Annotated in this window: 19 protein-coding genes; 10 read left to right on the forward strand and 9 right to left on the reverse strand. The window is 56.1% G+C overall.

Going from position 1 to position 25,721, the window contains the following annotated elements; genetic code table 11:
* Window positions 1-16: 16 nt before the first annotated feature.
* Both xylB and xylA read right to left on the reverse strand, forming a co-directional pair.
* Complete coding sequence (gene xylB, locus B2Q93_RS08480; protein ID WP_233803631.1) at window positions 17-1,471, reverse strand: xylulokinase; 1,455 nt, start codon at window positions 1,469-1,471, stop codon at window positions 17-19.
* A gap of 62 nt (window positions 1,472-1,533) precedes the next feature.
* Window positions 1,534-2,856: a xylose isomerase gene (gene xylA / locus B2Q93_RS08485; RefSeq protein WP_286932516.1), complete on the reverse strand. Its 1,323-nt coding sequence runs from the start codon at window positions 2,854-2,856 to the stop codon at window positions 1,534-1,536.
* 371 nt (window positions 2,857-3,227) lie between these two features.
* On the opposite strand from xylA, the gene xylF reads away from it, so the two are divergent.
* Genes xylF through xylR form a run of 4 tightly spaced genes read left to right on the forward strand, consistent with a single transcriptional unit; the run spans window position 3,228 to window position 8,201 of the window.
* Window positions 3,228-4,220, forward strand: coding sequence for a D-xylose ABC transporter substrate-binding protein (gene xylF / locus B2Q93_RS08490; protein WP_286932517.1), 993 nt, complete (start codon window positions 3,228-3,230; stop codon window positions 4,218-4,220).
* Between the two features lie 58 nt (window positions 4,221-4,278).
* Window positions 4,279-5,820, forward strand: coding sequence for a xylose ABC transporter ATP-binding protein (locus B2Q93_RS08495; protein WP_286932518.1), 1,542 nt, complete (start codon window positions 4,279-4,281; stop codon window positions 5,818-5,820).
* The gene (gene xylH / locus B2Q93_RS08500; protein WP_286932520.1) at window positions 5,798-6,979 is read left to right on the forward strand and encodes a xylose ABC transporter permease XylH; all 1,182 of its coding nucleotides are present in this window, start codon (window positions 5,798-5,800) and stop codon (window positions 6,977-6,979) included. The genes B2Q93_RS08495 and xylH overlap by 23 nt, the downstream gene beginning before the upstream one ends.
* A 43-nt stretch (window positions 6,980-7,022) precedes the next feature.
* Entirely contained in the window at window positions 7,023-8,201 is a 1,179-nt protein-coding gene (gene xylR, locus B2Q93_RS08505) for a D-xylose utilization transcriptional activator XylR (protein WP_040077890.1), read from the forward strand.
* A 59-nt stretch (window positions 8,202-8,260) separates the two neighbouring features.
* Here the strand turns inward: xylR and B2Q93_RS08510 are convergent, their stop codons facing one another.
* A complete protein-coding gene (locus tag B2Q93_RS08510) occupies window positions 8,261-9,097 on the reverse strand; it encodes a protein bax (RefSeq protein WP_046886273.1) in 837 nt (278 codons plus the stop codon).
* Window positions 9,098-9,410: 313 nt separating this feature from the next.
* Here B2Q93_RS08510 and B2Q93_RS08515 point away from each other — a divergent pair, with 313 nt between their 5' ends.
* Together B2Q93_RS08515 and avtA are read left to right on the forward strand one after the other, a co-directional pair.
* Window positions 9,411-11,441: an alpha-amylase gene (locus B2Q93_RS08515; protein WP_286932522.1), complete on the forward strand. Its 2,031-nt coding sequence runs from the start codon at window positions 9,411-9,413 to the stop codon at window positions 11,439-11,441.
* A 175-nt stretch (window positions 11,442-11,616) separates the two neighbouring features.
* Complete coding sequence (avtA, locus tag B2Q93_RS08520) at window positions 11,617-12,870, forward strand: valine--pyruvate transaminase (RefSeq protein WP_207292755.1); 1,254 nt, start codon at window positions 11,617-11,619, stop codon at window positions 12,868-12,870.
* On the opposite strand, the gene B2Q93_RS08525 is transcribed toward avtA, so the two are convergent.
* A complete protein-coding gene (locus tag B2Q93_RS08525) occupies window positions 12,867-13,337 on the reverse strand; it encodes a 4Fe-4S binding protein (RefSeq protein WP_286932523.1) in 471 nt (156 codons plus the stop codon). The genes avtA and B2Q93_RS08525 overlap by 4 nt on opposite strands.
* A gap of 126 nt (window positions 13,338-13,463) precedes the next feature.
* Window positions 13,464-14,282, reverse strand: a complete 819-nt coding sequence (locus tag B2Q93_RS08530) for an AraC family transcriptional regulator (protein WP_286932525.1) — start codon at window positions 14,280-14,282, stop codon at window positions 13,464-13,466.
* Between the two features lie 226 nt (window positions 14,283-14,508).
* Between B2Q93_RS08530 and B2Q93_RS08535 the strand changes: the two genes are divergently transcribed.
* Window positions 14,509-15,909, forward strand: coding sequence for an MFS transporter (locus B2Q93_RS08535; protein WP_286932527.1), 1,401 nt, complete (start codon window positions 14,509-14,511; stop codon window positions 15,907-15,909).
* 10 nt (window positions 15,910-15,919) lie between these two features.
* Window positions 15,920-17,875 (forward strand): glycoside hydrolase family 127 protein, encoded by a 1,956-nt coding sequence (locus B2Q93_RS08540; protein WP_286807855.1) that lies wholly within the window; start codon window positions 15,920-15,922, stop codon window positions 17,873-17,875.
* A gap of 109 nt (window positions 17,876-17,984) precedes the next feature.
* Here B2Q93_RS08540 and B2Q93_RS08545 read toward each other — a convergent pair whose 3' ends face one another.
* The gene (locus B2Q93_RS08545; protein WP_286932529.1) at window positions 17,985-18,725 is read right to left on the reverse strand and encodes a MipA/OmpV family protein; all 741 of its coding nucleotides are present in this window, start codon (window positions 18,723-18,725) and stop codon (window positions 17,985-17,987) included.
* Between the two features lie 117 nt (window positions 18,726-18,842).
* Between B2Q93_RS08545 and B2Q93_RS08550 the strand changes: the two genes are divergently transcribed.
* Window positions 18,843-19,805, forward strand: coding sequence for a LysR family transcriptional regulator (locus B2Q93_RS08550; protein WP_286932531.1), 963 nt, complete (start codon window positions 18,843-18,845; stop codon window positions 19,803-19,805).
* On the opposite strand, the gene aldB is transcribed toward B2Q93_RS08550, so the two are convergent.
* The gene (gene aldB, locus B2Q93_RS08555; protein ID WP_286932533.1) at window positions 19,802-21,340 is read right to left on the reverse strand and encodes an aldehyde dehydrogenase AldB; all 1,539 of its coding nucleotides are present in this window, start codon (window positions 21,338-21,340) and stop codon (window positions 19,802-19,804) included. The genes B2Q93_RS08550 and aldB overlap by 4 nt on opposite strands.
* A gap of 164 nt (window positions 21,341-21,504) precedes the next feature.
* Here aldB and B2Q93_RS08560 point away from each other — a divergent pair, with 164 nt between their 5' ends.
* Window positions 21,505-22,392: an ROK family protein gene (locus B2Q93_RS08560; RefSeq protein ID WP_286932534.1), complete on the forward strand. Its 888-nt coding sequence runs from the start codon at window positions 21,505-21,507 to the stop codon at window positions 22,390-22,392.
* Here the strand turns inward: B2Q93_RS08560 and selB are convergent.
* Window positions 22,389-24,245, reverse strand: a complete 1,857-nt coding sequence (selB, locus tag B2Q93_RS08565) for a selenocysteine-specific translation elongation factor (protein ID WP_286932536.1) — start codon at window positions 24,243-24,245, stop codon at window positions 22,389-22,391. The genes B2Q93_RS08560 and selB overlap by 4 nt on opposite strands.
* Entirely contained in the window at window positions 24,242-25,621 is a 1,380-nt protein-coding gene (gene selA / locus B2Q93_RS08570; RefSeq protein ID WP_286932537.1) for an L-seryl-tRNA(Sec) selenium transferase, read from the reverse strand. Before selA ends, selB begins: the two co-directional genes overlap by 4 nt.
* Window positions 25,622-25,721 lie beyond the last annotated feature (100 nt).

Here is a 25,721-nt window from a genome sequence, read left to right on the forward strand (position 1 = left end):
ACGCCCGGCTCTATTTTCAGGACATGAGCGGCTGCAGCTGCTGGTAGATCTTGCGGAACACCTCGCGTCGCTCGGCATAGCGTGCGTGACGCGCGGCCTCAGGCGGGTGCTGCTGCTCCAGCGCCAGCTGTGGCAGCAAACTGGCTAAAGGCGTGTTCGGGTTCACTGCGATTTGCGCCAGCCGCGCCGCCCCCAGTGCCGGGCCGACGTCACCGCCGGTACGATAATCGAGCTGATGCCCGCTGATATCTGCCAGCATCTGTCGCCAGTACGCACTCCGTGCCCCGCCGCCGATAAGCGTAATACTGGTGGGGCGCAGTCCACATTCATGTACCACATCCATGCCATCAGCCAGCGCATACCCCACCCCCTCCAGCACCGCACGCGCCAGCTCGGCAGGGCCATGTTGATGCGTTAAACCGAAAAAGACGCCCTTAGCGTTGGGGTTGTTATGCGGCGTACGCTCACCCGAAAGATAGGGCAGGAACCAGACGGCGTCCGCCTCTTCATTTGCTTGCTGCGCCGCGTCAATGAGCGCTGGCACCGTGCCCAGCCCGGTCAGCTTCGCCGCCCAGTCCAGGCATGAGGCTGCGCTTAACATGACCGACATCAGGTGCCATTTCCCTGGCAGCGCATGACAAAAACTGTGCACAGCGCTCTGCGGATTGCTGCGATAGCCGTCACTAACGGCAAAATAGACCCCGGAGGTCCCCAGTGACAGCATCGCTTGCCCGGCATCGGCCATGCCGACACCAACCGCACCTGCGGCATTATCGCCACCGCCCGCCACCACCGGAACGGCAGGCATATTCCAGTCCTGCGCGACAGAGGGGGTGAGCGCACCGGTGATTTCGCTGCCTTCATAGAGTTTGGGCATCTGCTCACGGGAAAGCTGACAGGCATCCAGCATGGTGTCGCTCCAGTCGCGCTTCGCCACATCGAGCCACAGGGTGCCCGCGGCATCCGACATATCACTGGCAAAATCGCCGGTCATCCGCAGACGCAGATAATCTTTTGGCAAGAGCACTTTTGCGACCCGGGAGAAAATCTCTGGCTCATGGCGCTGCACCCACAATAACTTTGGCGCGGTGAAGCCCGGCATCATCAGATTGCCCGTGATGTCACGCGAATCAGGTACCCGCGCTTCTAGCATCGCGCACTCTTCACCGCAGCGACCATCGTTCCAGAGAATCGCCGGGCGTAGTACCTGCTGGTTTTTGTCCAGCAGCGTGGCACCGTGCATCTGTCCGGCAATGCCCAGCGCCTTAACTTCATGCAGGCTATGTTGCGCGCCCAGCGCCTTCATGGCGCGGTCTGTCGCCAGCCACCACTGTTCAGGATCCTGCTCAGACCACAACGGATGCGGGCGCGAGACATCCAGTTTTTCGGTATGCGCAGCCAGCACCTCTCCCTGGGCGCTAAGCAGGATAGCTTTCACACCCGATGTGCCAAGATCGATCCCGATATACATAGTGGTAGCTCCTTAACAAATGACCCGGCAGCATAGTGCGGCCGGGCATACGGGTTGGGCGATTACTTATCAAACATATAATGATTGACCAGGTTTTCCAGCAACTCCTGATGGCCACTCTGGTGCTGCGGAGCCAGGTTATGCTGTTCAGCGTACTTCGCCACCTCCGTCAGTGATAACTGACCTTTCAAAATTTGCTGGCCCAGCTCACTGTTCCAGCCGCCGTAACGTTTTGCCACGCGCTTATCCAGCTCGCCGTCCTCAATCATGCGCGCCGCCACTTTCAGGGAAAGCGCCATGGTATCCATCGCCCCAATATGACCATAGAACAGATCATACTTATCGGTGCTTTGACGGCGCACTTTGGCGTCAAAGTTCAGGCCACCGGTGGTGAAGCCACCCGCTTTGATAATCTCGTACATCACCAGCGCGTTCTCTTCCACGCTCACCGGGAACTGGTCGGTATCCCAGCCCAGCTGCGGATCGCCACGGTTGGCATCGACAGAGCCGAAGATACCCAGCGCGATAGCAGAGGCGATTTCGTGGTGGAACGAGTGCCCTGCCAGGGTGGCATGGTTAGCCTCGATATTCACTTTAATCTCTTTTTCCAGGCCGAACTGCTTCAGGAAGCCATATACGGTCGCCACATCGTAGTCATACTGATGCTTGGTCGGCTCCTGCGGTTTCGGTTCAATCAACAGCGTGCCGCGGAAACCAATTTTATGTTTATGGTCGACCACCATCTGCATAAAGCGCCCAATCTGTTCGCGCTCCTGGCGCAGATCGGTGTTCAGCAGCGTTTCATAGCCTTCGCGGCCGCCCCACAGAACGTAGTTTTCGCCACCCAGTTGATGCGTGGCATTCATGGCCGTCACCACCTGAGTCGCGGCCCAGCTGAACACTTCCGGATCCGGGTTGGTGGCCGCACCCGCACCGTAACGCGGATGCGTGAAGCAGTTAGCGGTACCCCACAGCAGTTTGACGCCGCTTTGTTGCTGTTTCTCAGCCAGCACATCAACCATCTTGGCGAAGTTATTCAGGTACTCTTTCAGCGACGCGCCTTCAGGCGAGACATCCACATCGTGAAAACAGTAATAAGGCACGTTCAGTTTATGGAAGAATTCAAATGCGACGTCAGCTTTACGTTTTGCCAGCTCCAGCGCCTCACCAGGCTGCTGCCACGGGCGGTCAAACGCGCCTACACCAAACATATCGGCGCCATTCCAGCAGAACGTGTGCCAGTAACAGGCGGCGAAACGCAGGTGGTCTTCCATGCGCTTACCCAGCACCAGCTCATCCGGATTGTAGTGACGAAACGCTAATGGATTAGCGGATTTTGGCCCTTCGTAACGAACGCGTTCGAGTTGGTCGAAATAAGCTTGCATATTGAGCTCCATAATCAGGGATACGGCGAAAAAGTGATTCTGGAGTAATAGTGAATAGACATTCCCGCTTGCTCAATTACGTTATTTCACACTGCTATTGAGAGAATGCGCAAACGTGCGCTGGCTCGCAAAATTAATCTGCAGACAAGCTAATTTTTCGGCATTAATTCCAGATCGATGTGTAATTAATGGCTTACGTTTTTTAAAATCCGATCGCGGTCATAAATTCGAAAATAAACCAAATATCATAACGAGAAGATAAAAATCTGTAATTGCCAGCCTGCCTTTCCCCGTTAAGAATTTGTTGCGTCTCCTGCAGTGAAGGTTTCTTTTATCTCAGCATCACCACCCTACAAAAAGGCTATAAAATTATGAAGATAAAGAATCTATGCCTCACCCTCTGCGCTTCTCTCGTTTTGGCGAGCGCGGCGGGTCATGCGAAAGAAGTCAAAATCGGAATGGCGATTGACGATCTCCGTCTGGAGCGCTGGCAAAAAGATCGCGACATTTTTGTGAATAAAGCAGAAGAATTAGGCGCCAAAGTGTTTGTTCAATCTGCCAATGGTAATGAAGAGACCCAGATGTCGCAAATTGAAAATATGATTAACCGCGGCGTCGACGTATTAGTCATTATTCCTTACAACGGTCAGGTATTAAGTAACGTCATCAAAGAAGCAAAACAAGAAGGTATTAAAGTCCTGGCTTATGACCGGATGATTAATAACGCCGATATCGATTATTATATTTCTTTTGATAATGAGAAAGTAGGTGAACTGCAGGCGCAAAGCCTGGTGGCCAAGGTGCCTGAGGGCAATTACTTCCTGATGGGCGGCTCGCCGGTAGATAACAACGCCAAACTGTTCCGCCAGGGACAGATGAAAGTGCTGAAACCTTATATCGACGGCGGCAAGATTAAAGTGGTTGGCGATCAGTGGGCCGATGGCTGGTTACCCGAAAACGCACTGAAAATTATGGAAAACGCGTTAACGGCAAATAACAACCATATTGATGCCGTTGTCGCCTCCAACGATGCCACCGCCGGCGGTGCCATCCAGGCATTAAGCGCCCAGGGGCTGGCAGGTAAAGTCGCCATCTCCGGCCAGGATGCCGACCTCGCTGGGGTTAAACGCATTGTTGCCGGCACGCAGACCATGACGGTCTATAAACCCATCACCGAGCTGGCAACCACCGCAGCAGAAATTGCCGTTGAGCTGGGCAACGGTCAGCAGCCTAAAGCGGATGCGTCGTTGAATAATGGCCTGAAAGATGTCCCTGCCCGCCTGCTGACCCCTATCGAAGTCAATAAAGAGAACATTGACGCCACGGTCATCAAAGACGGCTTCCATAAAAAGAGCGAACTCTAATCCAGTATGGCCCCCACCTCCGGGGGCCTGATCTCTCCTCAGGGCATGCGGGGCAGTTATGTCTTATCTACTGGAAATGAAAAGTATCACCAAAGCGTTTGGCGCCGTGAAAGCGGTCGATAACGTTAGTCTGCGCTTAAATGCCGGGGAAATTGTCTCGTTATGCGGTGAAAATGGCTCCGGCAAGTCCACGCTCATGAAGGTGCTGTGCGGCATTTATCCCCACGGCAGCTATGACGGCGAAATCGTCTTCGCGGGCGAGACATTACAGGCCAGCCACATTCGCGATACGGAGCGCAAAGGCATCGCCATCATTCATCAGGAGCTGGCGCTGGTGAAACACCTCACGGTGCTGGAAAACATCTTTCTCGGTGCCGAGCTAAGCCGCCACGGCGTACTGGATTACGACACCATGACTTTGCGCTGCGAGAAACTGCTGGCGCAGGTGAGCCTGGCGATCTCGCCCGATACCCGGGTCGGCGACTTAGGGCTGGGGCAACAGCAGCTGGTGGAAATTGCCAAAGCGCTCAATAAACAGGTGCGCTTGTTGATCCTCGACGAACCTACGGCGTCCCTCACCGAACAGGAGACCGCGGTATTGCTGGACATCATTCGTGACCTGCAAAACCACGGGATTGCCTGCATCTATATTTCTCACAAGCTGAACGAAGTGAAAGCCATCTCTGACACCATCTGCGTGATTCGCGATGGGCAGCATATTGGCACCCGTGCCGCAGAGGGGATGAGTGAAGATGACATCATTACCATGATGGTGGGACGTGAGCTGACGGCGCTCTACCCCAACGCACCCCACACCATTGGAGAAGAGGTGCTGCGCGTGGAGCACCTCACCGCGTGGCACCCGGTGAACCGCCACATTAAGCGCGTGAACGATATCTCCTTCTCTTTGCATCGGGGTGAGATCCTCGGTATCGCCGGCCTGGTGGGCGCCGGGCGTACCGAAGCGATGCAGTGCCTGTTTGGCGTCTGGCCCGGCCGGCGCGAAGGGGCCCTCTTTATCGACGGGCAACCGGTCACCATCAACAACTGTCAGCAGGCCATCACCCTGGGTATCGCCATGGTGCCGGAAGATCGCAAGAAAGATGGCATCGTGCCGGTCATGGCGGTGGGGAAAAATATCACCCTCGCGGCTCTGGATCAGTTCTCCGGAACCCTGAGCAGCCTGGATGACGCTGCCGAGCAGCACTGTATTTTACACTCCCTGCAACGTCTGAAGGTCAAAACCTCATCGCCCGATCTGGCGATTGGTCGCCTGAGCGGCGGTAACCAGCAGAAGGCGATTCTGGCCCGCTGCCTGCTGCTCAATCCACGCATTTTAATTCTCGATGAGCCCACGCGCGGCATCGACATTGGCGCGAAATATGAAATCTACAAATTGATTAACCAGTTAGTGCAGCAGGGCATTGCCGTCATTGTGATCTCCTCAGAACTGCCTGAAGTGCTGGGGCTGAGCGATCGGGTGCTGGTTATGCACGAAGGGAAACTCAAAGCCAACCTGAAAAACCAGAACCTGACGCAGGAGCAGGTAATGGAAGCCGCATTAAGGAGCGAACGTCATGTCGAAAAGCAACCCGTCTGAAGTGAAAGTCGCCGTGCCAACGCCAGGGGCCTTTTCGGGTCTAAAAGCGCTGAATTTGCAGGTCTTTGTGATGATCGCCGCGATTGTGGCGATCATGCTGTTCTTCACCTGGATGACGGACGGCTCTTATCTCAGCGCGCGTAATATCTCTAACCTGCTGCGTCAGACCGCCATAACTGGCATCCTGGCGGTGGGCATGGTGTTTGTGATTATCTCTGCGGAGATCGACCTTTCGGTCGGGTCGATGATGGGGCTGCTGGGCGGCGTGGCGGCGATTTTTGATGTCTGGCTGGGCTGGCCGCTGCCGCTGACCGTGGTTGTTACCCTGCTGCTCGGCTTGCTGCTCGGAACCTGGAACGGCTGGTGGGTGGCCTACCGTAAAGTACCCTCATTCATTGTGACCCTCGCCGGGATGCTGGCCTTCCGCGGCATTCTGATTGGTATTACCAACGGCACCACCGTGTCGCCCACCAGCGCCTCTATGTCGCAGATTGGTCAAAGTTACCTCTCCGATAGTATCGGCTTTACCCTGGGCGCCATTGGCCTGATGGCGTTTGTCGCCTGGCAGTGGCGTGGCAGAATGCGTCGCCAGGCGCTGGGGCTCGCCGCCCCCACCGCGGCACCATTCGTGGGGCGTCAGGCGCTGACGGCGGTGATCGTGCTGGGTGCTATCTGGTTGCTTAACGACTATCGCGGCGTACCGACGCCGGTGCTGTTGCTGGTTTTACTGCTGCTGGCGGGAATGTTCATGGCGACGCGCACCGCATTTGGTCGCCGAATTTATGCCATCGGCGGCAACATTGAAGCCGCTCGCCTTTCCGGCATTAACGTTGAGCGCACTAAGCTCGCCGTCTTTGCTATCAACGGCCTGATGGTGGCGATTGCCGGGCTGATTTTAAGCTCACGTCTGGGAGCCGGTTCACCCTCTGCGGGCAATATCGCCGAGCTGGATGCGATTGCCGCCTGTGTGATTGGTGGAACCAGTCTCGCCGGGGGGATTGGCAGCGTGGCGGGTGCGGTGATGGGGGCATTTATTATGGCGTCTCTGGATAACGGAATGAGTATGATGGACGTGCCGACATTCTGGCAATATATCGTTAAGGGCGCCATTTTGCTGCTGGCGGTATGGATGGATTCCGCCACCAAGCGACGTGCCTGAAGATAAATCGGTCACCTGTCAATGACACTGGGAAAAGCGTGCCATGTTTGAGAAGCGCCACCGCATTACGTTGTTGTTCAATGCCAATAAAGCCTACGACCGCCAGGTGGTAGAGGGCGTTGGTGAATATTTGCAGGCGTCGCAATCGGAGTGGGACATCTTTATCGAAGAGGATTTCCGCACCCGCATCGAAAACATTAAAGACTGGTTGGGTGACGGTGTGATCGCCGACTACGACGATGACGTCATCCAACAACTGCTGAAAGATGTCGACCTACCCATCGTGGGCGTCGGCGGGTCCTATCACGCGCCGGAAAATTATCCCGGCGTGCACTACATCGCGACCGACAACCACGCGCTCGTTGAGAGCGCGTTTCTGCATTTGAAAGAAAAAGGGGTACATCGCTTCGCCTTCTATGGCCTGCCCGCCTCCAGCGGCAAACGCTGGGCTGCCGAGCGGGAGTATGCGTTCTGTCAGCTGGTGGCGAAAGAGAAGTATCGCGGGGTGGTCTATCAGGGGCTGGAAACTGCGCCGGAAAACTGGCAGCACGCGCAGAACCGCCTGGCCGACTGGCTGCAAACCTTGCCGCCACAAACCGGCATCATCGCCGTGACGGATGCCCGCGCACGCCATGTGCTGCAGGTTTGCGAGCATCTGCACATCCCTGTACCAGAAAAACTGTGCGTGATTGGCATCGATAACGAAGAGCTGACCCGCTATCTGTCACGGGTGGCGTTATCGTCAGTGGCGCAGGGAACTCGCCAGATGGGGTATCAGGCCGCCAAGCTGCTGCACCGCCTGCTGGATAATGAACATCTCCCTTTGCAACGCCTGCTGGTGCCGCCGGTACGCGTGGTGGAACGTCGCTCTACCGATTACCGTTCGCTTAACGATCCGGCGGTTATTCAGGCCATGCACTACATCCGCAACCATGCCTGCAAAGGCATAAAGGTGGATCAAGTCCTGGATGCGGTGGGGATTTCCCGCTCAAATCTGGAGAAGCGTTTTAAAGAGGAGGTGGGGGAGACTATCCACGCGGTGATCCACGCCGAGAAACTGGAGAAAGCGCGCAGTCTGTTAATTTCGACCTCACTCTCTATCAACGAAATTTCGCAAATGTGTGGTTATCCGTCGCTGCAGTATTTCTATTCGGTATTTAAAAAAGAGTACGACACCACGCCGAAGGATTATCGCGATCGTCATAGCGAAGTATTAATTTAACGCTGAATGAGCAAAGAAAAACGCCTTCCGGATGGAAGGCGTTTTTATAAGATAACAGATTACATATGGGCGGCAATTAAGCGCTGATTATCCTGATACATTGAGAACAGGTAATTGTTATAGCGCTGCCCCTGCGTCGAGTACCCTTTCAACTTGTGAATCATGGTGCTCGCCGTCACTTCCTGGTCCGCTTTACGCAACTGAGCGCGGGACTTACGGAATGAGTTGTACGCCGGGTGCGTATTCAGGTTCACCACGTAGGCATTGACCGAATCTTTGACGGAATCAAAGTGCGAGTAGCCACGAACTTTGCCCGGTGCATTACAGCTGCCTTTTCCGCACTTCATGCCGAACAGGTTGTTGTTGCTACGGGCCAGCTTAGAGGTACCCCAACCGCTTTCTGCTGCGGCCATGGTTGCCACCATGCTGCCTGGAATAATATCCACGCGCTCAAGCAAGGTGTTCCACGGAACACGACGGGTATTGCCAGACCAGCTGATCTTGTAACGTTTGGTGATGTCTTTCAGACGTGAGCGCTCAGCTGGAGACCAGCGGCTCGCGTACTGTTTAGATATTAACCAGTTACGATCGGCGGTAATCGCAGCGTTTTGGCTTGTGATATAAGGCATTACCGTCCGGAGAAACGCTTTTTTCCTTGGTGTCCCGGAAGGGTATTTTCGCAAATCAGGAAGTGAACTGCTCTTTACACTATTGCGAGAATACTCTTGTTTACTGCTAACCTTATTACTTACCGTCTTACTGCTTACTTTCTTACTAATATGGGCTTTGTGACTCGTTGTATCCGTGTGCGTCTTCGCAAGCACCCCACCTGAAAATGTCATGGTGAGTAACATGAGTATCGCGGCCCCATATCGTCGTATGGGAATCGATATCATTAGGTCTCCTGGTCGGATTTGAACATTCCAACACCTTATTTTTTTCACAAAATTGAGAGGTGAATCTCAAATCATAACAAAAATACCCTTCCAGAGCACCCTTAGAAATAGTCTAAATCCGAAACCATGTCATCAGGACGCTGCTCAGTTAAGCATCATTTTCTGCAAATTGTGCGCGATATCGCAGATAAGTGGCTAAATTAGCGCGAGATCACTCACCCTTTCGTCTCCTCCCTCAGCCTTTCGTCCAGGGAGGAGTTTGCGCTGCCAGCCTGCTGGCAAAATAGGCAAAACGCTGCGACAGGAATGTAAAATGAAACACTCAGCTTTAGCGCTTGTGTTGTTGCCTGCCATGGCCTGCGCCGACTGGTCGGCCGACGGTTTTCCTGCCTTTCAGGCAGAAGGCACAGGTCTGTACACCGCCCATGCAAAGCTTGCGAAGGGTACACGCCCTTTAAGCCTCATTTTTGACCAGACGTGCTGGCAGCCGGCCGGCCCCGTCAAACTCAATGAGATGCTGTCGCTCAAACCCTGTGAAGGTGATAAGCCACAGTGGCGCCTGTTTCGCGACGGTGAGTATCAAATGCAGATCGATACCCGCTCTGGCACGCCGACACTGATGCTGAGTGTCAAAACCGCCAACGCGCAGACTGTTGCCAGCGTCACCCGTCAATGTCCGAAATGGGACGGCGCGCCGGTGACCCTGGATGTCAGCAGCACATTTCCGGAGGGCAGCGTCGTACGGGATTTCTACAGCAAGCAGACTGCCACCGTTCAACAGGGCAAAATTACTCTGCGACCTGCGGCCAATAGTAATGGCCTGTTGCTGCTCGAGCGCGCCGAAACCGATAAAGCGGCCCCCTTTAGCTGGCAAAACGCCACCGTCTATTTTGTCTTAACCGATCGCTATGTGAATGGCGACCCCAGCAACGACAACAGCTACGGTCGGCACAAAGACGGTATGCAGGAGATCGGTACTTTCCACGGCGGCGATTTAAAAGGGCTCACCAGCAAGCTGGATTACCTGCAGCAGCTCGGTGTGAATGCTTTATGGATCAGCTCCCCTCTGGAACAGATCCACGGCTGGGTAGGCGGCGGCACCAAAGGCGACTTCCCCCACTACGCCTACCATGGTTACTACACGCAGGACTGGACCCGGCTTGATGCCAATATGGGCAATGAGGCAGACCTGCAACAACTGGTCGACGAAGCGCATCGCCGCGGCATCCGTATCCTGTTTGACGTGGTGATGAACCACACGGGCTATGCCACCCTTGCGGATATGCAGGCGTTTCAGTTTGGCGCCCTTTACCTTAAGGGCGATGAGCAAAAAAAGATTCTGGGTGAACGCTGGACCGACTGGAAACCTGCCGCCGGACAGAGCTGGCATAGCTTTAATGATTACATCAATTTCAGCGACAAAGCCGCCTGGGATAAATGGTGGGGCAAGCAATGGATCCGAACCGACATTGGCGATTACGACAACCCCGGCTTTGATGACCAGACCATGTCGCTCGCCTTCTTACCGGATCTGAAAACCGAATCCACCACCCCATCGGGTTTACCAAACTTTTATCAGCACAAACCCGATACCCATGCGAAACCGCTTCCCGATGCCACCCCACGTGATTACCTCGTCACCTGGCTCAGTCAGTGGGTGCGGGATTACGGTATCGACGGCTTCCGGGTCGATACTGCCAAACACGTGGAGCTTGCGGCCTGGCAGCAGTTAAAAGCGCGATCGAGCGAGGCGCTGGTCGCATGGAAGCAGGCGAATCCCGATAAAAAGCTGGATGACGCCCCCTTCTGGATGACCGGTGAAGCCTGGGGCCATGGAGTGATGCGCAGCGATTACTACCAGCACGGTTTTGATGCGATGATCAATTTCGATTATCAGGAGCAAGCGGCCAAAGCGGTGGACTGCCTGTCCGACATGGATCTCACCTGGCAGCAAATGGCAGAGAAATTACAGGACTTCAATGTGCTGAGCTACCTCTCGTCACATGATACACGCCTGTTCCGCGAAGGCGGTTCGCGGGCGGCGGAGCTGCTGTTGCTGGCGCCCGGCACGGTGCAAATCTTCTATGGCGATGAGTCTGCCCGCCCGTTTGGCCCAACCGGCTCGGACCCTTTGCAAGGCACCCGCTCGGAGATGAACTGGCAGGAGGTGACCGGCAAACAGGCGCAGTCCGTGGCGCACTGGCAGTTGCTTGGGCAGTTCCGCGCTCGCCATCCGGCAATAGGTGAAGGTAAGCAAACCACCCTGACGCTGAGCCAGGGGTACGGTTTTGTGCGCCAGCATCATGACGACAAAGTGATGGTGGTGTGGGCTGGGCAACACTAAATCCAAATGCGCGCTTCGCCGCCCCGGCGAGGCGCGCTAAAACAGCATAATTCACTTCCCTAAGGGTTTTTTGCCCTATATAGACGCAAACAAGCCCCGCGGCTTCGATTTGCACCTGCGCAGTTGTAGCGTTAAGGTGAGCCAAATTTACTACAAGCCCGATAGACCACCTGCTATGACCTTTTCACTTTTTGGCGACAAATTCACCCGCCATTCAGGCATTACGCGCCTGATGGAGGATCTCAACGACGGCCTGCGCACACCAGGGGCCATCATGCTGGGCGGCGGAAACCCGGCGCAAATCCCGGCCATGAACAGCTACTTCAGCACCCTGCTGGCCGATATGCTCGAAAACGGCAAAGCCACGGACGCGCTCTGTAATTACGATGGGCCGCAAGGCAAAACCGAGCTGCTCACCGCACTGGCGGATATGCTGCGCAACGAACTGGGCTGGGAGATCGGGCCACAGAATATTGCACTGACAAACGGCAGCCAGAGCGCGTTTTTCTACTTGTTTAACCTTTTCGCCGGACGTCGTGCCGACGGCAGCACCAAAAAGGTGCTTTTCCCGCTGACGCCGGAGTATATCGGCTATGCCGATTCCGGCCTGGAAGAGGATCTGTTCGTCTCCGCGCGTCCAAATATCGAGCTGCTGCCGGAAGGCCAGTTCAAATATCACGTGGATTTTGAACACCTGCACATTGGCGAAGAGACCGGCATGATCTGCGTCTCTCGCCCCACCAACCCCACCGGCAACGTGATTACCGACGAAGAGTTAATGAAACTCGACGTGCTGGCCAATCAGCACGGTATTCCGCTGGTCATTGATAACGCGTACGGCGTACCGTTCCCCGGTATCATCTTTAGCGAAGCGCGCCCGCTGTGGAACCCGAACATTGTGCTGTGCATGAGCCTCTCCAAGCTCGGTCTGCCTGGGAGCCGCTGCGGGATTATCATTGCCAATGAAAAAATCATCACTGCCATCACCAACATGAACGGCATTATTAGCCTCTCGCCTGGCGGCATTGGCCCGGCAATGATGTGCGAGATGATTAAGCGCAACGACCTGCTGCGCCTGTCGAACGAGGTAATTAAGCCGTTCTACTATCAGCGCGTGCAGGAGACGATCGCCATGATTCGTCGTTACCTGCCGGAAGAGCGCTGCCTGATCCACAAACCGGAAGGGGCGATTTTTCTCTGGCTATGGTTTAAAGATCTGCCTATCACCACAGAACTGCTTTATCAGCGCCTGAAAAAACGCGGCGTGCTGATGGTGCCGGGCGATTACTTCTTCCCGGGGCTGGATAAACCCTGGCCGCACACGCATCAGTGTATGCGTATGAACTACGTGCCAGACCCGGAGAAAATCGAAGCCGGGGTAAAAATTCTGGCCGAAGAGATCGATCGCGCCTGGCGCGACGAGGCCTAAGCTCGTCCTCGCAGCCGCGCTGCGCGGAGTGTCACCGGGTCAAGACAGCGTAACGCATGAGTCGGGCAGGCCGCCACGCAGGCAGGCCCGCTCTCGCGATGGGCGCAGCGATCGCACTTCAACGCCTGCGCCCGCTCATCAACCCGTATCACCTGCATTGCCCCAAAGGGGCAGGCGATCACACAGCTTTTACAGCCGATGCAGCGCTGCTGCTCTACCCGCCAGATCCCCGCCTCGCGCTGAATGGCCTGCACGGGGCAGACGCTGGCGCAGGGGGCCTCTTCACATTGATGGCAGGTCACCGCCGTGGTGAACGTCGCCCCCTTCATCACCCGAATGCGCGAAGCAAAGGTCGCTGGGCTGACCGTCGTGCATGATTGATCTTCCTGATGCGCGACCACGCAGGCCACTTCACAGGTGCGGCAACCGATGCACTTTGCCGGGTCCGCGACAATATACGGGTTCATCTCCTGCTCCATCCACGTTGGAAAAAAGTCAGGTTGCCAGAGTGAACGGGGAAGCCGCCTTGATCCCACTACGGTAAACGGCGGATTTAGGGTTCTTGCCAGCAAAACTGGGAAATTGCCCTAAGGTCAGGCCGAATTAATGTGTTCTTTGCAGTAACGCCGCTTCCAGACGGCGGGCGTTAAGCCTGTATGTTTGCGAAAAATCTGTCGGAAATAGCCCACCTCATTAAAACCACAGCGGGTTGCCACCTCTTTAAGCGAAACCGCACCGTTAAGCAGCAATTTTTCCGCCGCCCTCACCCGCTGACGATGAATGGCCTCCGTTAGCGTGAGATGGAACACCCGGCGAAAGACCCGCCCCAGATAATCGGCATTACAGTGAAGCTCTTTTGCCAGCTGGGAGGTGCTCAGGGGTAAATGGAAGCGGGTGCTAATAATCTGGCGGGCCTTCCAGGCTAGGCTCACACCCGCCTCATCGGGCGGCTGTTGGGGGCCGGCCGTAAGAGAGATTTGTTGTAGAATCAGCAGTAAAAGGTACTCCAGCGCCGGACTGCGCTGTAACTTCTCCTGCTCGGTAAGAAACTGTCTGAATAGCGAAATCACCGACGAAGGATCACCGCTTTTGCCGTGTTGATGCACTGCCAACTGCGTCCCCAGTGGCGATCGCAACGCTTGCTCATTCACGTCAAAATGCAGCCAGTAAAAGCGTAAATCGGGGGGGAAATCCTCAATGCCCTGATGGCGACGCTGGGGCCAGAGCAAAAAGCTTTCTCCCGCCTGCACCTCGAAAACCCTATTCTCCTCCTGAATCGTTAATTTCCCTTTTTCGACAAAGATAATCTCCCACGAGGTGAGTTTACGCGCCGGGTGCCGGCCAATACCCCGGGAGATAAAGTACCCGCCATTCTGAACGCTAATCGGAAGTGTTATGGATAATTCAAGCATGGATATTCACTATCTCGCTGAAAATGGCTTTTAAATACGCCTTTTCCATTGATTATTAACAGTTATTCCGTTTTCTTCCCGATCGAAATCACACTTTGACGACGAAGTCGGAATCCTCACCTTTTTATACTTTTCCCTTCCCTTGTCGCCCCAGACTTTCAGTGCAGAATGAATGAGGTACCCCACAGTAACACCTATAAAAATTCTATTACCGAGGAGTTACCTCATGACTTCTACTTCGATTACGCAGAGAGATATCGCCGGGCAGGCCGCTGACGATCGCCTCTCTGTCCGCGAAAAAATAGGCTACGGCCTGGGTGATGCCGGTGGCACCGTCATCACCTGCCTGATCATGAATTTTTTGACCTTTTTCTATACCGATATCTTTGGCTTAACCCCCGCGCTGGTAGGCACGCTGTTTATTGCCTTACGCGTATTCGACGCTATTTCCGATCCCATCATGGGCGTTATTGCTGACCGCACCCAAAGCCGCTGGGGACGTTTTCGTCCGTGGCAACTGTGGATTGCCCTGCCGATTGGGATTATCGGGGTGCTCACCTTCACCGTGCCGGATGCCGGCATGGGCGTCAAAATCATGTGGGCGTTTGGCACATACCTGCTGTTATCGGTGGGCTATACCGCCATTAACGTCCCCTACTGCGCACTCATCAACACCATGACCACGCGCCACAGTGAAGTGATCTCCTGCCAGGCGTGGCGCTTTGTGCTGTGCGGGGTGGCGGGCTTTTTAGTCTCCGTGGGACTGCCATGGCTGGTGGCGGTGCTCGGTAAAGGTGATGCGGCCCAGGGTTATCAGCTTGGCGTAGGGGTGCTCTGCGCCGTGGCGGTAGTCATGTTCCTCTGCTGCTTCTTCTGGGTGCGGGAGCGCGTACCCCTGGCGCTGATGGGCAAATTTACCCTGCGCGAGCACCTCTCCGGGCTGCGTAAAAACGATCAGCTGCTGCTGATGCTGGTGATGTCGTTCTTGCTCATCAATGTTTTTAATATCCGCGGCGGCGGCTACATGTATTTCATCACCTATGTGCTGAAGGGCAGCACAGCTTATACCTCGCTCTTCTTCACCATGGTCACCTTCGCGGCGATCTTGGGCGCGGTGATCGTTAACTATCTCTCCCGACGTAGCGATACGGTCAAACTCTATTACTACACCAACCTGGTGCTGGCTGGGCTGGCGGTAGGGATGTGGTTCCTGCCCGGCGGGCCGGAACATCAAACCCTGTGGCTGGCGGTGATTCTCGGCAACGGCGTGATCCTTGGTTTTACCCTGCCGCTGCACTTCTCGCTAATGGCGTTTGCCGACGACTACGGCGAGTGGAAAACCGGCGTGCGCTCCTCCGGGATGAACTTCGCCTTTAACCTGTTCTTTATCAAACTGGCCTGGGCCTCCAGCGCCGGGATCATCAGTCTGGTATTTATATTTGTCGCTTATCAGCCGGGCACAGGCAACCAGACCGCTACGTCATTGCAGGGGATCACCATGATGGAGACCCTGCTGCCGGCCCTGTTCCACCTGCTACTGGCGATCGCGGTTCGCTGGTGCAGACTCAGTAACCCCATGATGGCGCGCATAGCGACCGACCTGCGTCAGCGCCATGTTCAGTCCTGAGGAGTAGAAGATGTCCATAATGGAACCCGACCTGCATAAATTAAAAATCAGTGACCCTTTCCTGGGTCAGTATCAGCGGCTTGTTCGCGATGTGGTGATCCCCTATCAGTGGGATGCCCTGAACGACCGGATTGCCGAGGCGGAACCGAGTCACGCCATCACAAACTTTCGTATCGCAGCGGGGCTGGAGCACGGTGACTTTTACGGCATGGTTTTCCAGGATAGCGACGTGGCGAAATGGCTGGAAGCCGTCGCATGGTCTCTGTGCCAGAAACCTGACCCCGAGCTGGAGAAAACGGCCGATGAGGTGATTGCTCTGGTCGCTGCGGCGCAGTGTGACGATGGTTACCTCAATACGTACTTTACAGTCAAAGCACCGGACGAGCGCTGGACCAACCTGGCTGAATGTCATGAACTTTACTGTGCAGGGCATATGATCGAAGCGGGCGTGGCCTGGTACCAGGGCACCGGTAAACGTAACCTGCTGGAGGTGGTGTGCAAACTGGCAGACCATATCGACAGCGTCTTTGGCCCGCATGATACGCAGCTCCACGGTTATCCCGGCCACCCTGAAATCGAGCTGGCGCTGATGCGCCTGTACGATGTCACTCAGGAGCCTCGCTACCTTGCGCTGGTAAAATATTTCGTCGAGGAGCGCGGCGCGCAGCCGCACTTTTACGACATCGAGTATGAGAAGCGCGGAAAAACGTCGTACTGGAATACCTACGGCCCGGCGTGGATGGTGAAAGATAAAGCCTATAGCCAGGCGCATCAGCCTATTGCCGAACAGCAGACGGCCATCGGCCACGCGGTGCGTTTTGTCTATCTGATGACCGGCGTGGCACATCTGGCACGCCTAAGCCAGGACGAAGGCAAGCGTCAGGACTGTCTGCGCCTGTGGAACAATATGGCGCAACGCCAGCTATACATCACCGGCGGTATTGGTTCACAAAGCAGCGGCGAAGCGTTCAGTAGCGATTATGATCTGCCTAACGACACCGTCTACGCCGAAAGCTGCGCCTCCATTGGGCTGATGATGTTTGCCCGACGCATGCTGGAGATGGAAGCCAATAGCCAGTACGCCGACGTGATGGAGCGCGCGCTTTACAATACTGTGCTGGGCGGCATGGCGCTCGATGGCAAGCACTTCTTCTATGTTAACCCGCTAGAGGTGCATCCTAAATCGCTGGCTTTTAACCATATTTACGACCACGTGAAGCCTGTTCGCCAACGCTGGTTTGGCTGCGCCTGCTGTCCGCCGAACATCGCCCGCGTGCTGACCTCCATTGGTCATTACATTTATACAGTCCGTGACGATGCGTTGTTCATCAATTTATATGTGGGCAACAGTATGGCGTTCCCGGTAGGAGACCAGGAGTTGCAGTTGCGCATCAGCGGTAACTATCCGTGGCAGGATCAGGTCACTATCACCATTACCTCTCCGGTACCGGTGGAACATACCCTGGCGCTGCGCCTGCCGGACTGGTGCGATGCTCCGCAATTAACGCTGAACGGTGAGACGCTGCAAGGTGAGGTGCGCCAGGGGTATCTGTACCTCAATCGCCGCTGGCAGGAGGGAGATGCGCTGGTGCTCACCCTACCGATGCCGGTTCGCCGGGTGTATGGCAACGGGCAGGTGCGTCAGCAGGCGGGCAAGGTGGCCATCCAGCGCGGTCCGCTGGTTTACTGCCTGGAGCAGGCCGATAACGGCGAGGGGCTGCATAACTTAACCCTGCCCGCCGACAGTACATTCCGTGTCTTTGAAGGAAAGGGGATTTTCGCCCATAAAATGCTAATACAAGCAGAAGGATACTGCCGAAACAGCGAAGACGGCACAAACGCGCCGCTCTGGCAGTACGATCGCGCCCCCTGCCCACCGCAGGCACAGACGCTGACGTTTATTCCGTGGTTTAGCTGGGCTAATCGCGGCGAAGGGGAAATGCGGATCTGGGTAGACGAGGCATAAACCCGCCCCGTGCGACGCGACATCAACCCCGCCGGGCGAACCGCCAGGCAGGGGTAGCACCGCCCGGCGAATGAAGGATGCCCTTTTTCCTGGCGGCAGATTCGCATCATCAGAAGCGCCAGGCGAGCCCGATTATCAGCGTAACGCTATCGTCACGATCGATCATCGGGCTCTTTCTCACCGCATCAGGCAATGCGGCGTAGCGGGCGCTGGCGTTCAGCAGGAGTTGCGACGTAAGCGCATATTGGGCCGAAAGCCCGACGTAAGGCATCCAGCTGTCGCCTGCGGCATACTGCTGCAGGCCGCTGCGGCGTGATTCAGAGGCGGAAACGCCATAGTAATTATCGTTAAGGTTCTCATTGTAATAATAAACGCCCGCGGAGGGCGTCAGGGTAAAACGCGCCATACGAACAGGCTTGAAATAAGCCAGTTCCCCCATCACACCACCGCTTTCGTCCCCGGCATCTGCCGCAAGAGTCAATTTAAGGCTACCCCAGCGCTCGTGGCGATAAAATGCGCCCCCCAGCATGGCAGAGGCCCGGCGTTTATCCAGCTGGCGCATGTGAGCGTCGTCATTATCGTCAGGGTCAAAGTGCAGCGGCATCCAGGAAGCGGTCAAACTCAGTTCGTTTTTCTCATCTTTCCAGATAATCCAGCCCAAAGAAGCCTGGCGCACATAAAAATGATGATCTTCATAGCTGACCAGCGGCACGGCAGAGAGCGTATCGTTATACCCTTTGTAAGGCGATTCGTTATATGCAGCCCCCATGCCCAGGGAAAATTCTGCCGCCATGACGGTAAACGGGGAAAATAAAAGCGCGGCGAGGGTAAATTTATTTTTAAAAGCCATTCCATGCGTCCATTAATAATATTACGACCCGGCGCATAGTAATGGTTACAAAATTCGCGGTGCAATTAAGTTGTTTATATAATATTATATATGAAATCATATAGATGGGCGTTACCCATGCGCAAACTGCAGATCAAACCGCGTGAATTAAAGATCGTCTCGGTCATCGCTGCGACCCGCAGTATCGGCGATGCTGCCGCTCTGTTAGGCATGGCGCAGGCCAATGTCAGCAAATATCTCTCTGATTTTGAGGCACGGGTCGGGCTTAAGGTATTTGAGCGTACCACCCGCCATCTGGCATTGACTCAGTTTGGCGAATCACTGTTGCCTTACATTAACCGTTCACTCAAACAAAACGAGCGACTGATCAATTTCATTGGTGATTACAAGCACGAAAAGCGCGGAAAAGTGACAATATATGCGCCAACAGGAATTATTACCTATCTGGCTCGCTACGTGCTCCATGAAATTAAAAATCTCGAAGACATTCATATTAGCCTGAAGACCTATAATCTCAGCACCAACGAATTCTACGAAGGCGTCACCTTCCCTGATGACTGCGATATTTTAATTACCTATGCGCAACCGAAAGATGAAAACCTGGTCGCCAGCACCCTCACCCAATATTCCATTACTGCGTTTGCTACTCCGCAATATATAAAAAATCATCCGATTAACAGCCCGGACGATCTCATTAACCACTCCTGTATTCTTATCGATTCTATGATCGTCGATGACGCCAACATCTGGCGATTCCGCGCACATCAGAGCGACCAGATACGCGATTACAAAGTCACTGGTAACTATATTTGTGACAACACCCATGCGGCGCTCGAACTGGCGCGTAATCATCTGGGGATCGTCTTCGCGCCAAAAGAGAGCCTGCAAAAAGAGATAGAGCAGGGTTTGATGGTGCCCTGCTTTACCCATCAGGAGGAGTGGTGGCTGGATCTGGTGACCATCTTCCGTAAACGCGAATACCAGCCACTCCGCGTGCAGTATGTGCTGGATGGCGTAATGAATACGCTGCGTAAGCAGATTGAGCAGGCCGCCGTGGGGCAGCCTGCTCAGGGAAGTTAAAACAGCCCCAGGGGCTTATCGGAATAGCTTACCAACAGGCACTTCGTCTGCTGGTAATGTTCCAGCATCATCTTGTGAGTTTCACGTCCGATGCCTGACTGCTTATAACCGCCGAAGGCGGCGTGTGCCGGGTAAGCATGGTAGCAGTTGGTCCATACGCGCCCTGCCTGTATGCCGCGACCCATTTTATAAGCCAGGTTACCGTTACGGCTCCAGACGCCTGCCCCCAGGCCATACTGGGTATCGTTCGCCAGCTCCAGCGCCTCGTCCATGGTTTTGAAGGTGGTCACTGCCAGCACCGGGCCGAAGATCTCCTCCTGGAAGACACGCATATCGTTTTTACCAAACAGGATCGTCGGCTCGAGGTAGTAACCTTCGTTTAAATCGCCGCCAAGCTGTTTGCGGCGCCCGCCGGTTAAGACATCCGCCCCCTCTTTTTTACCGATATCAATATAGTTAAGGATGGTTTCCATCTGCCCGTGAGAAACCTGCGCCCCCATCTGGGTGACGCTGTCCAGCGGGTTGCCGCTGCGGATAGACTCTACGCGGCGAATTGCGCGCTCCATAAAGCGTTCATAGATAGACTCCTGCACCAGGGCACGACTCGGGCAGGTACAGACTTCCCCCTGGTTGAAGGCAAATAAGGCAAAGCCTTCCAGCGCCTTATCGAAAAAGGCATCCTCTTCATCCATCACGTCGGCAAAGAAGATGTTAGGGGATTTGCCGCCCAGCTCCAGGGTCACCGGAATGATGTTCTGGGTCGCGTACTGCATAATCTGTTGTCCCACTTCCGTGGAGCCAGTAAAGGCCACTTTAGCGATGCGTTTCGAGGTCGCCAGATATTCGCCAATCTCGCCCCCTGCACCGTTCACCACGTTCACAACGCCCGGCGGCAACAGATCGCCAATCACCTCCATCAACAGCAATACCGATAGCGGCGTGAGACGCGCCGGTTTCAGCACCACGCAGTTACCGGCTGCCAGCGCTGGCGCCATCTTCCAGCTCGCCATCAGCAGCGGGAAGTTCCACGGAATGATCTGCCCCACCACCCCCAGCGGCTCATGGAAGTGATAGGCCACGGTATCTTTATCTACCTCGCTGATACCCCCCTCCTGGGCGCGAATACAGGAGGCAAAATAACGGAAATGATCGATAGCCAGCGGCACGTCAGCAGCCATGGTTTCACGGATGGGTTTTCCGTTATCCCAGGTCTCTGCCGTGGCTAACAGCTCAAGGTTTTGCTCCATGCGGTCAGCAATTTTAAACAGGATGGCAGCCCTGTCCTGCACCGAGGTTTGCCCCCACCGATCTTTCGCTTTGTGGGCGGCATCCAGCGCCAGGTCGATATCCCGCTTGCCGGAGCTGGCGATTTCGCACAGCGGCTGTCCGGTGACCGGGGTGACATTTTGATAGTAATCGCCGTCGGCCGGAGCAACCCAGTCGCCGCCAATAAAGTTGTCATAACGGGCTTTTAGCTTAAGAGGAAAACCATACTCGCCGGGCAGAATGCGTGATGAGGGAGGATTGTTGGTCATGGCCATCTCCTTGCGTGAAGTGTCCTTCAAAGGTAGACCGCGGCGGTGAAAACAGCGCCAGCCTGCGTCTGCTTTGCGAGCCCCTTCACGCATTACCTTACTTTACGTTCCGTTTTTTGGTCTGAGCCATAATTAAGGTGCACAGGCTCATAAAGGAAGCATAAATGCGGCTATTTATCGGTTTTGATGTCGGTGGAACGCACATAAAACATGGCGTGATCGATGAAGATGGTAATGAACTGGCGGAAGATCAATTTGATACGCCAGAAGATGAAGAGACCTTCAGGCAAAAGTGGCGCGAGGTGGTGCAGGCTTACCAGAAAGATCATGAGATTGCGGCCATTGGCGTGAGTTTCCCGGGCCATATCAATACGCATACCGGCAAAGCGGCTAAGGCCGGGGCGCTGGATTTCCTTGACGATGTGAACCTCTACGACCTGTTTGCAGAGCTTACCGATCTCCCCGTTACCGCCGAAAACGACGCGAACTGCGCGGCGCTGGGCGAACTGTGGCGGGGTGCAGGGCGCGATTATCAGCACTTTGTCTGCATTACGCTTGGCACCGGCATAGGAGGTGGCATCGTGGTGGAGGGCGATCTCTGGCGTGGTTCGCACTACCGCGCCGGTGAGTTTGGAGTGATTCCGGTCGGCAATAATGGCGAAGGGATGCACGAAGTCGCCTCTGCCAGAGGATTGATGGAGGTCTGTCGCCGGGCGCTGGCGGTCTCTGAAGAGGAGATGCCAAAAGGCGAAGCGCTCTTCAAACAGATGGAAAACGATCTGCATCTGCGGGAAGCGGTGGAAGAGTGGGCGCGCTTCCTCGCGCGTGGCATTTACAGCGTAATCTCGATGTTTGATCCGCAAGTGGTATTAATCGGCGGCGGCATCAGCGAGCAGGAGAAAATTTATCAGCTGCTCGACCGTAAGCTGCAATCCTTTGACGAGTGGGAGGCGCTGCAGGTGCCTATTTTGCCCTGTGAACTGGGTAACCAGGCGGGCCGGCTGGGCGCCGTCTGGCTGGCAAAACAGGCACTTTCCCGACGCGAGGCTTAAGGTTGCGGCCTGTCCGCAGCAAAAAGCAGCGCATCGCGCAGCAGGTGGTCGTTCCCACGACGGCGGGTAAAGCCGATGCGGTTGAAGTACTCCAGAATCTGGATCGCCAGCTTGCGCCCCACGTTCAGCCGGTCACGGAAGTCGGCGGCGCAGGTTGACCCTCGCTCCTGATCCAGCTCACGGATCAAACTGGCGAACGCCACAATGCGATCATTGCGGTAGTAACGATCTTTGACGATCGCCGTAATGAGCCCCTGCTGCGCGGCCAGCCTTAGTATCTGGCGCATCTCCTGCTCGTCGGTCGCGGTCTCTCGCGCCAGATCGCGCACCCACCAGGGCTCATCACCAAATAGCCCTTCCGCCTTTTGCCAGATGGCGCGCTGCGCATCGGTAAAGCCGGCTTTATGATGCGGCAGGTGCAGCCAGCCATGATAGCTGTGCAGATCCCCATTCTCGCGCATCCTTTCTATCAGCAGCAGGACCAGGGCTTCATCTTCCGTTGGCAGTGACATACGCCGCAGGCGTTCACGGCCTGGCCCCGGCTCATCCTGGTGCTGATGATGGTAAGCGCTAAGCACATCAAGAATTTTACGCTGCCAGCGGGCGGCAATCTCGGTACTTAGCAGCATGGATCCGGCCTGGATAAAATCGGGATGACGCGTCAGCTCGCGTAGCCCTTCCTCACTGCGCTGGCGCGCCCAGGCGAACTCCAGCAGATTGACCGCCCCGCGCTCCAGATGCTGACGCAGCGCCGCACGATCGTCCGGTGCTTTCGCAAGCTGCGCCAGCCAGTGCAGATATTCAGGTTTACGTTTGCCACGGCGCGGCGGATGAAGGGTAACGACGCGCGCCCCCGCCAGCGTAACGCGTGCCGAGATGTCCCGCAGTACCAGCCGATCGTTATCAGCCAGCCACAACGGGTTATCCAGCACCAGCTCGGCCAGATCGTTTTCCAGCAGCGACACGCGGCCGGTCACGTGACTGGCCGCGTGGTGAATATGCAGAGGCTGCCACTGACTCAGGGACAATTCGCCCTGCAGGGCCACGATCACCCGCGTCGACGGCGCCGGCGGTGCGTCAGACAGCAGCCAATCGCCCCGGCTAAGCTCTTCTTTCTCAGCATCGCCCGCAATGTTCAGGGCAATACGCTGCCCGGCATGGGCCTGCTCCGTGGGCTGATTTTGCGCATGCAGACCGCGCACACGCATGCTTTTATTGACCCCGGTCAGCCAGAGGCTATCACCCACCTTCACATCACCGCTCAGGGCCGTGCCGGTGACCACCAGCCCCGCCCCCTTCACGGTAAAGGCCCGGTCAATGGCCAGACGAAAACGTTGATGCCCCGCCTGCTCGCGGGCCGGAAGCTGTTGCAGATGGTCGCGCAGGGCGTCAATACCCTGCCCCTGGGTTGCGACAGTGACAAACAGCGCCGCATCGCCAAATCCATATTCCGCCAGGGTAGCCTGCACCTCTTCACGCACCGCCGCCACGCGCGCATCGTCAACGCGATCGGCTTTGGTCAGCGCCACGGTGAGCTGGGGACTGCCGGTGAGCTGCAGAATGTGCAAATGCTCACGCGTTTGCGCCATCACGCCATCGTCGCAGGCCACCACCAGAAGCGCATGGTCGATACCCCCCACCCCCGCCAGCATATTCGAGAGAAATTTTTCATGCCCCGGAACGTCAATAAACCCCAGCACGCGGCCATCCGGCTGCGGCCAGTAGGCATACCCGAGGTCGATGGTCATGCCGCGTTTTTTCTCTTCCGGCAGGCGATCGGCGTTAATCCCCGTAATCGCCTGCAACAACGTCGTTTTGCCATGGTCAACGTGACCCGCAGTGGCAATAATCATTTCAGCAACATCTCCAGAAACAGGGTTTGATCTTCCAGACAGCGTAGATCCAGCCACAGCCGGCCATTTTTGATACGGCCAATCACCGGAACGGGCAGCGCCCGCCAGCGTGAGGCCAGTGCCTCTAACTGGCTGCCGCGTCCTTCGCGCGGGGTGAACGTCAGCGCTGCGCCAGGCAATCTCTCCACCGGCAGGGAACCGCTGCCGGGCTGTGACAGGCAAGGCTCAACGCGCACCTCAAAGTCCGAATAGTGCGGGGCAACCTGCGCCAGAAGCGTCTTGCCCAGCTGATGTAGCGAGGCGGCATCACGGCTTAGCAGACGCAAGGTGGGCAGGCGTTCGGTCAGCTTCTCTGGGTGTAAATAGAGCCGCAGCGTCGCTTCCAGCGCGGCGAGCGTCATTTTGTCGGCGCGCAGGGCGCGCTTCAGCGGGTGCTGCTGCAATTTGGCAATCAGCTCACGTTTACCGACGATAATGCCGGCCTGCGGACCACCGAGTAGCTTGTCGCCGGAGAAGCTCACCAGGCTTACCCCCGCGGCAATCAACTCCTGCGGCATCGGCTCTTTCGGCAGACCAAACTGGCTCAGATCCACCAGCGAGCCGCTGCCTAAATCGGCAACGACCGGTACATTCATCTCCCGACCCATTTGCGCCAGTTCGACTTCATCCACCGCGTGGGTAAAGCCTTCAATCGCATAATTGCTGGTGTGCACTTTCATGAGCAGCGCGGTATTTTCATTGATCGCCGCGCGATAGTCTTTGGCGTGGGTGCGGTTGGTGCTGCCTACTTCCCGCAGACTACATCCCGCCTGCAGCATGACGTCCGGAATGCGGAACGCGCCGCCAATTTCAACCAGCTCACCGCGCGATACCACCACCTCTTTCTGTGCCGCCGTCGCCGCCAGCATCAGCAGCACGGCGGCCGCGTTGTTATTCACGATGCAGGCGTCTTCCGCGCCGGTGAGTTGACACAACAGTTCTGCCAGCGGGCGATCCCGATGACCTCGCCCGGCGCCGTCCAGGTCGTACTCCAGCGTCACCGGCTGGCGCATCGCCTGGGTGACCGCCGCAACCGCCTCTTCCGCCAGCAGCGCACGTCCCAGATTGGTGTGCAGTACGGTGCCCGTCAGGTTAAATACCGGACGTAGCCCTGGTGGCGTGTCCGCCGCCAGCCGTTTTTCCACTTCCAGAAACCAGTCCCACTGCGGCAGCGCCTGCTGTTGACGAATAGCGTCACGGGCTTCTGCCTGTAACAGGCGCAACGCTTCGACCGTGCGGACATGACCAAACTTCTCCACGACGGGGAGAAGCCTGGGGTCGCGAAGCAGACGATCGGTGGCGGGTAGCTGGCTGTAGAGAGAGTGCTGAGTAGTCATGAAAGTGCCTGGCTGTTGGGTCTCTTCCCCCCTCCCGACGGGAGAGGGAGTCAATATGAAGAGGGATTGTACAGCCTGGCGCCAGGAAGTGTTATAGGTG

Origin of the sequence: Leclercia sp. UBA5958, from assembly GCF_002430365.1 — a bacterium.
Taxonomy (GTDB): domain Bacteria; phylum Pseudomonadota; class Gammaproteobacteria; order Enterobacterales; family Enterobacteriaceae; genus Enterobacter; species Enterobacter pneumoniae.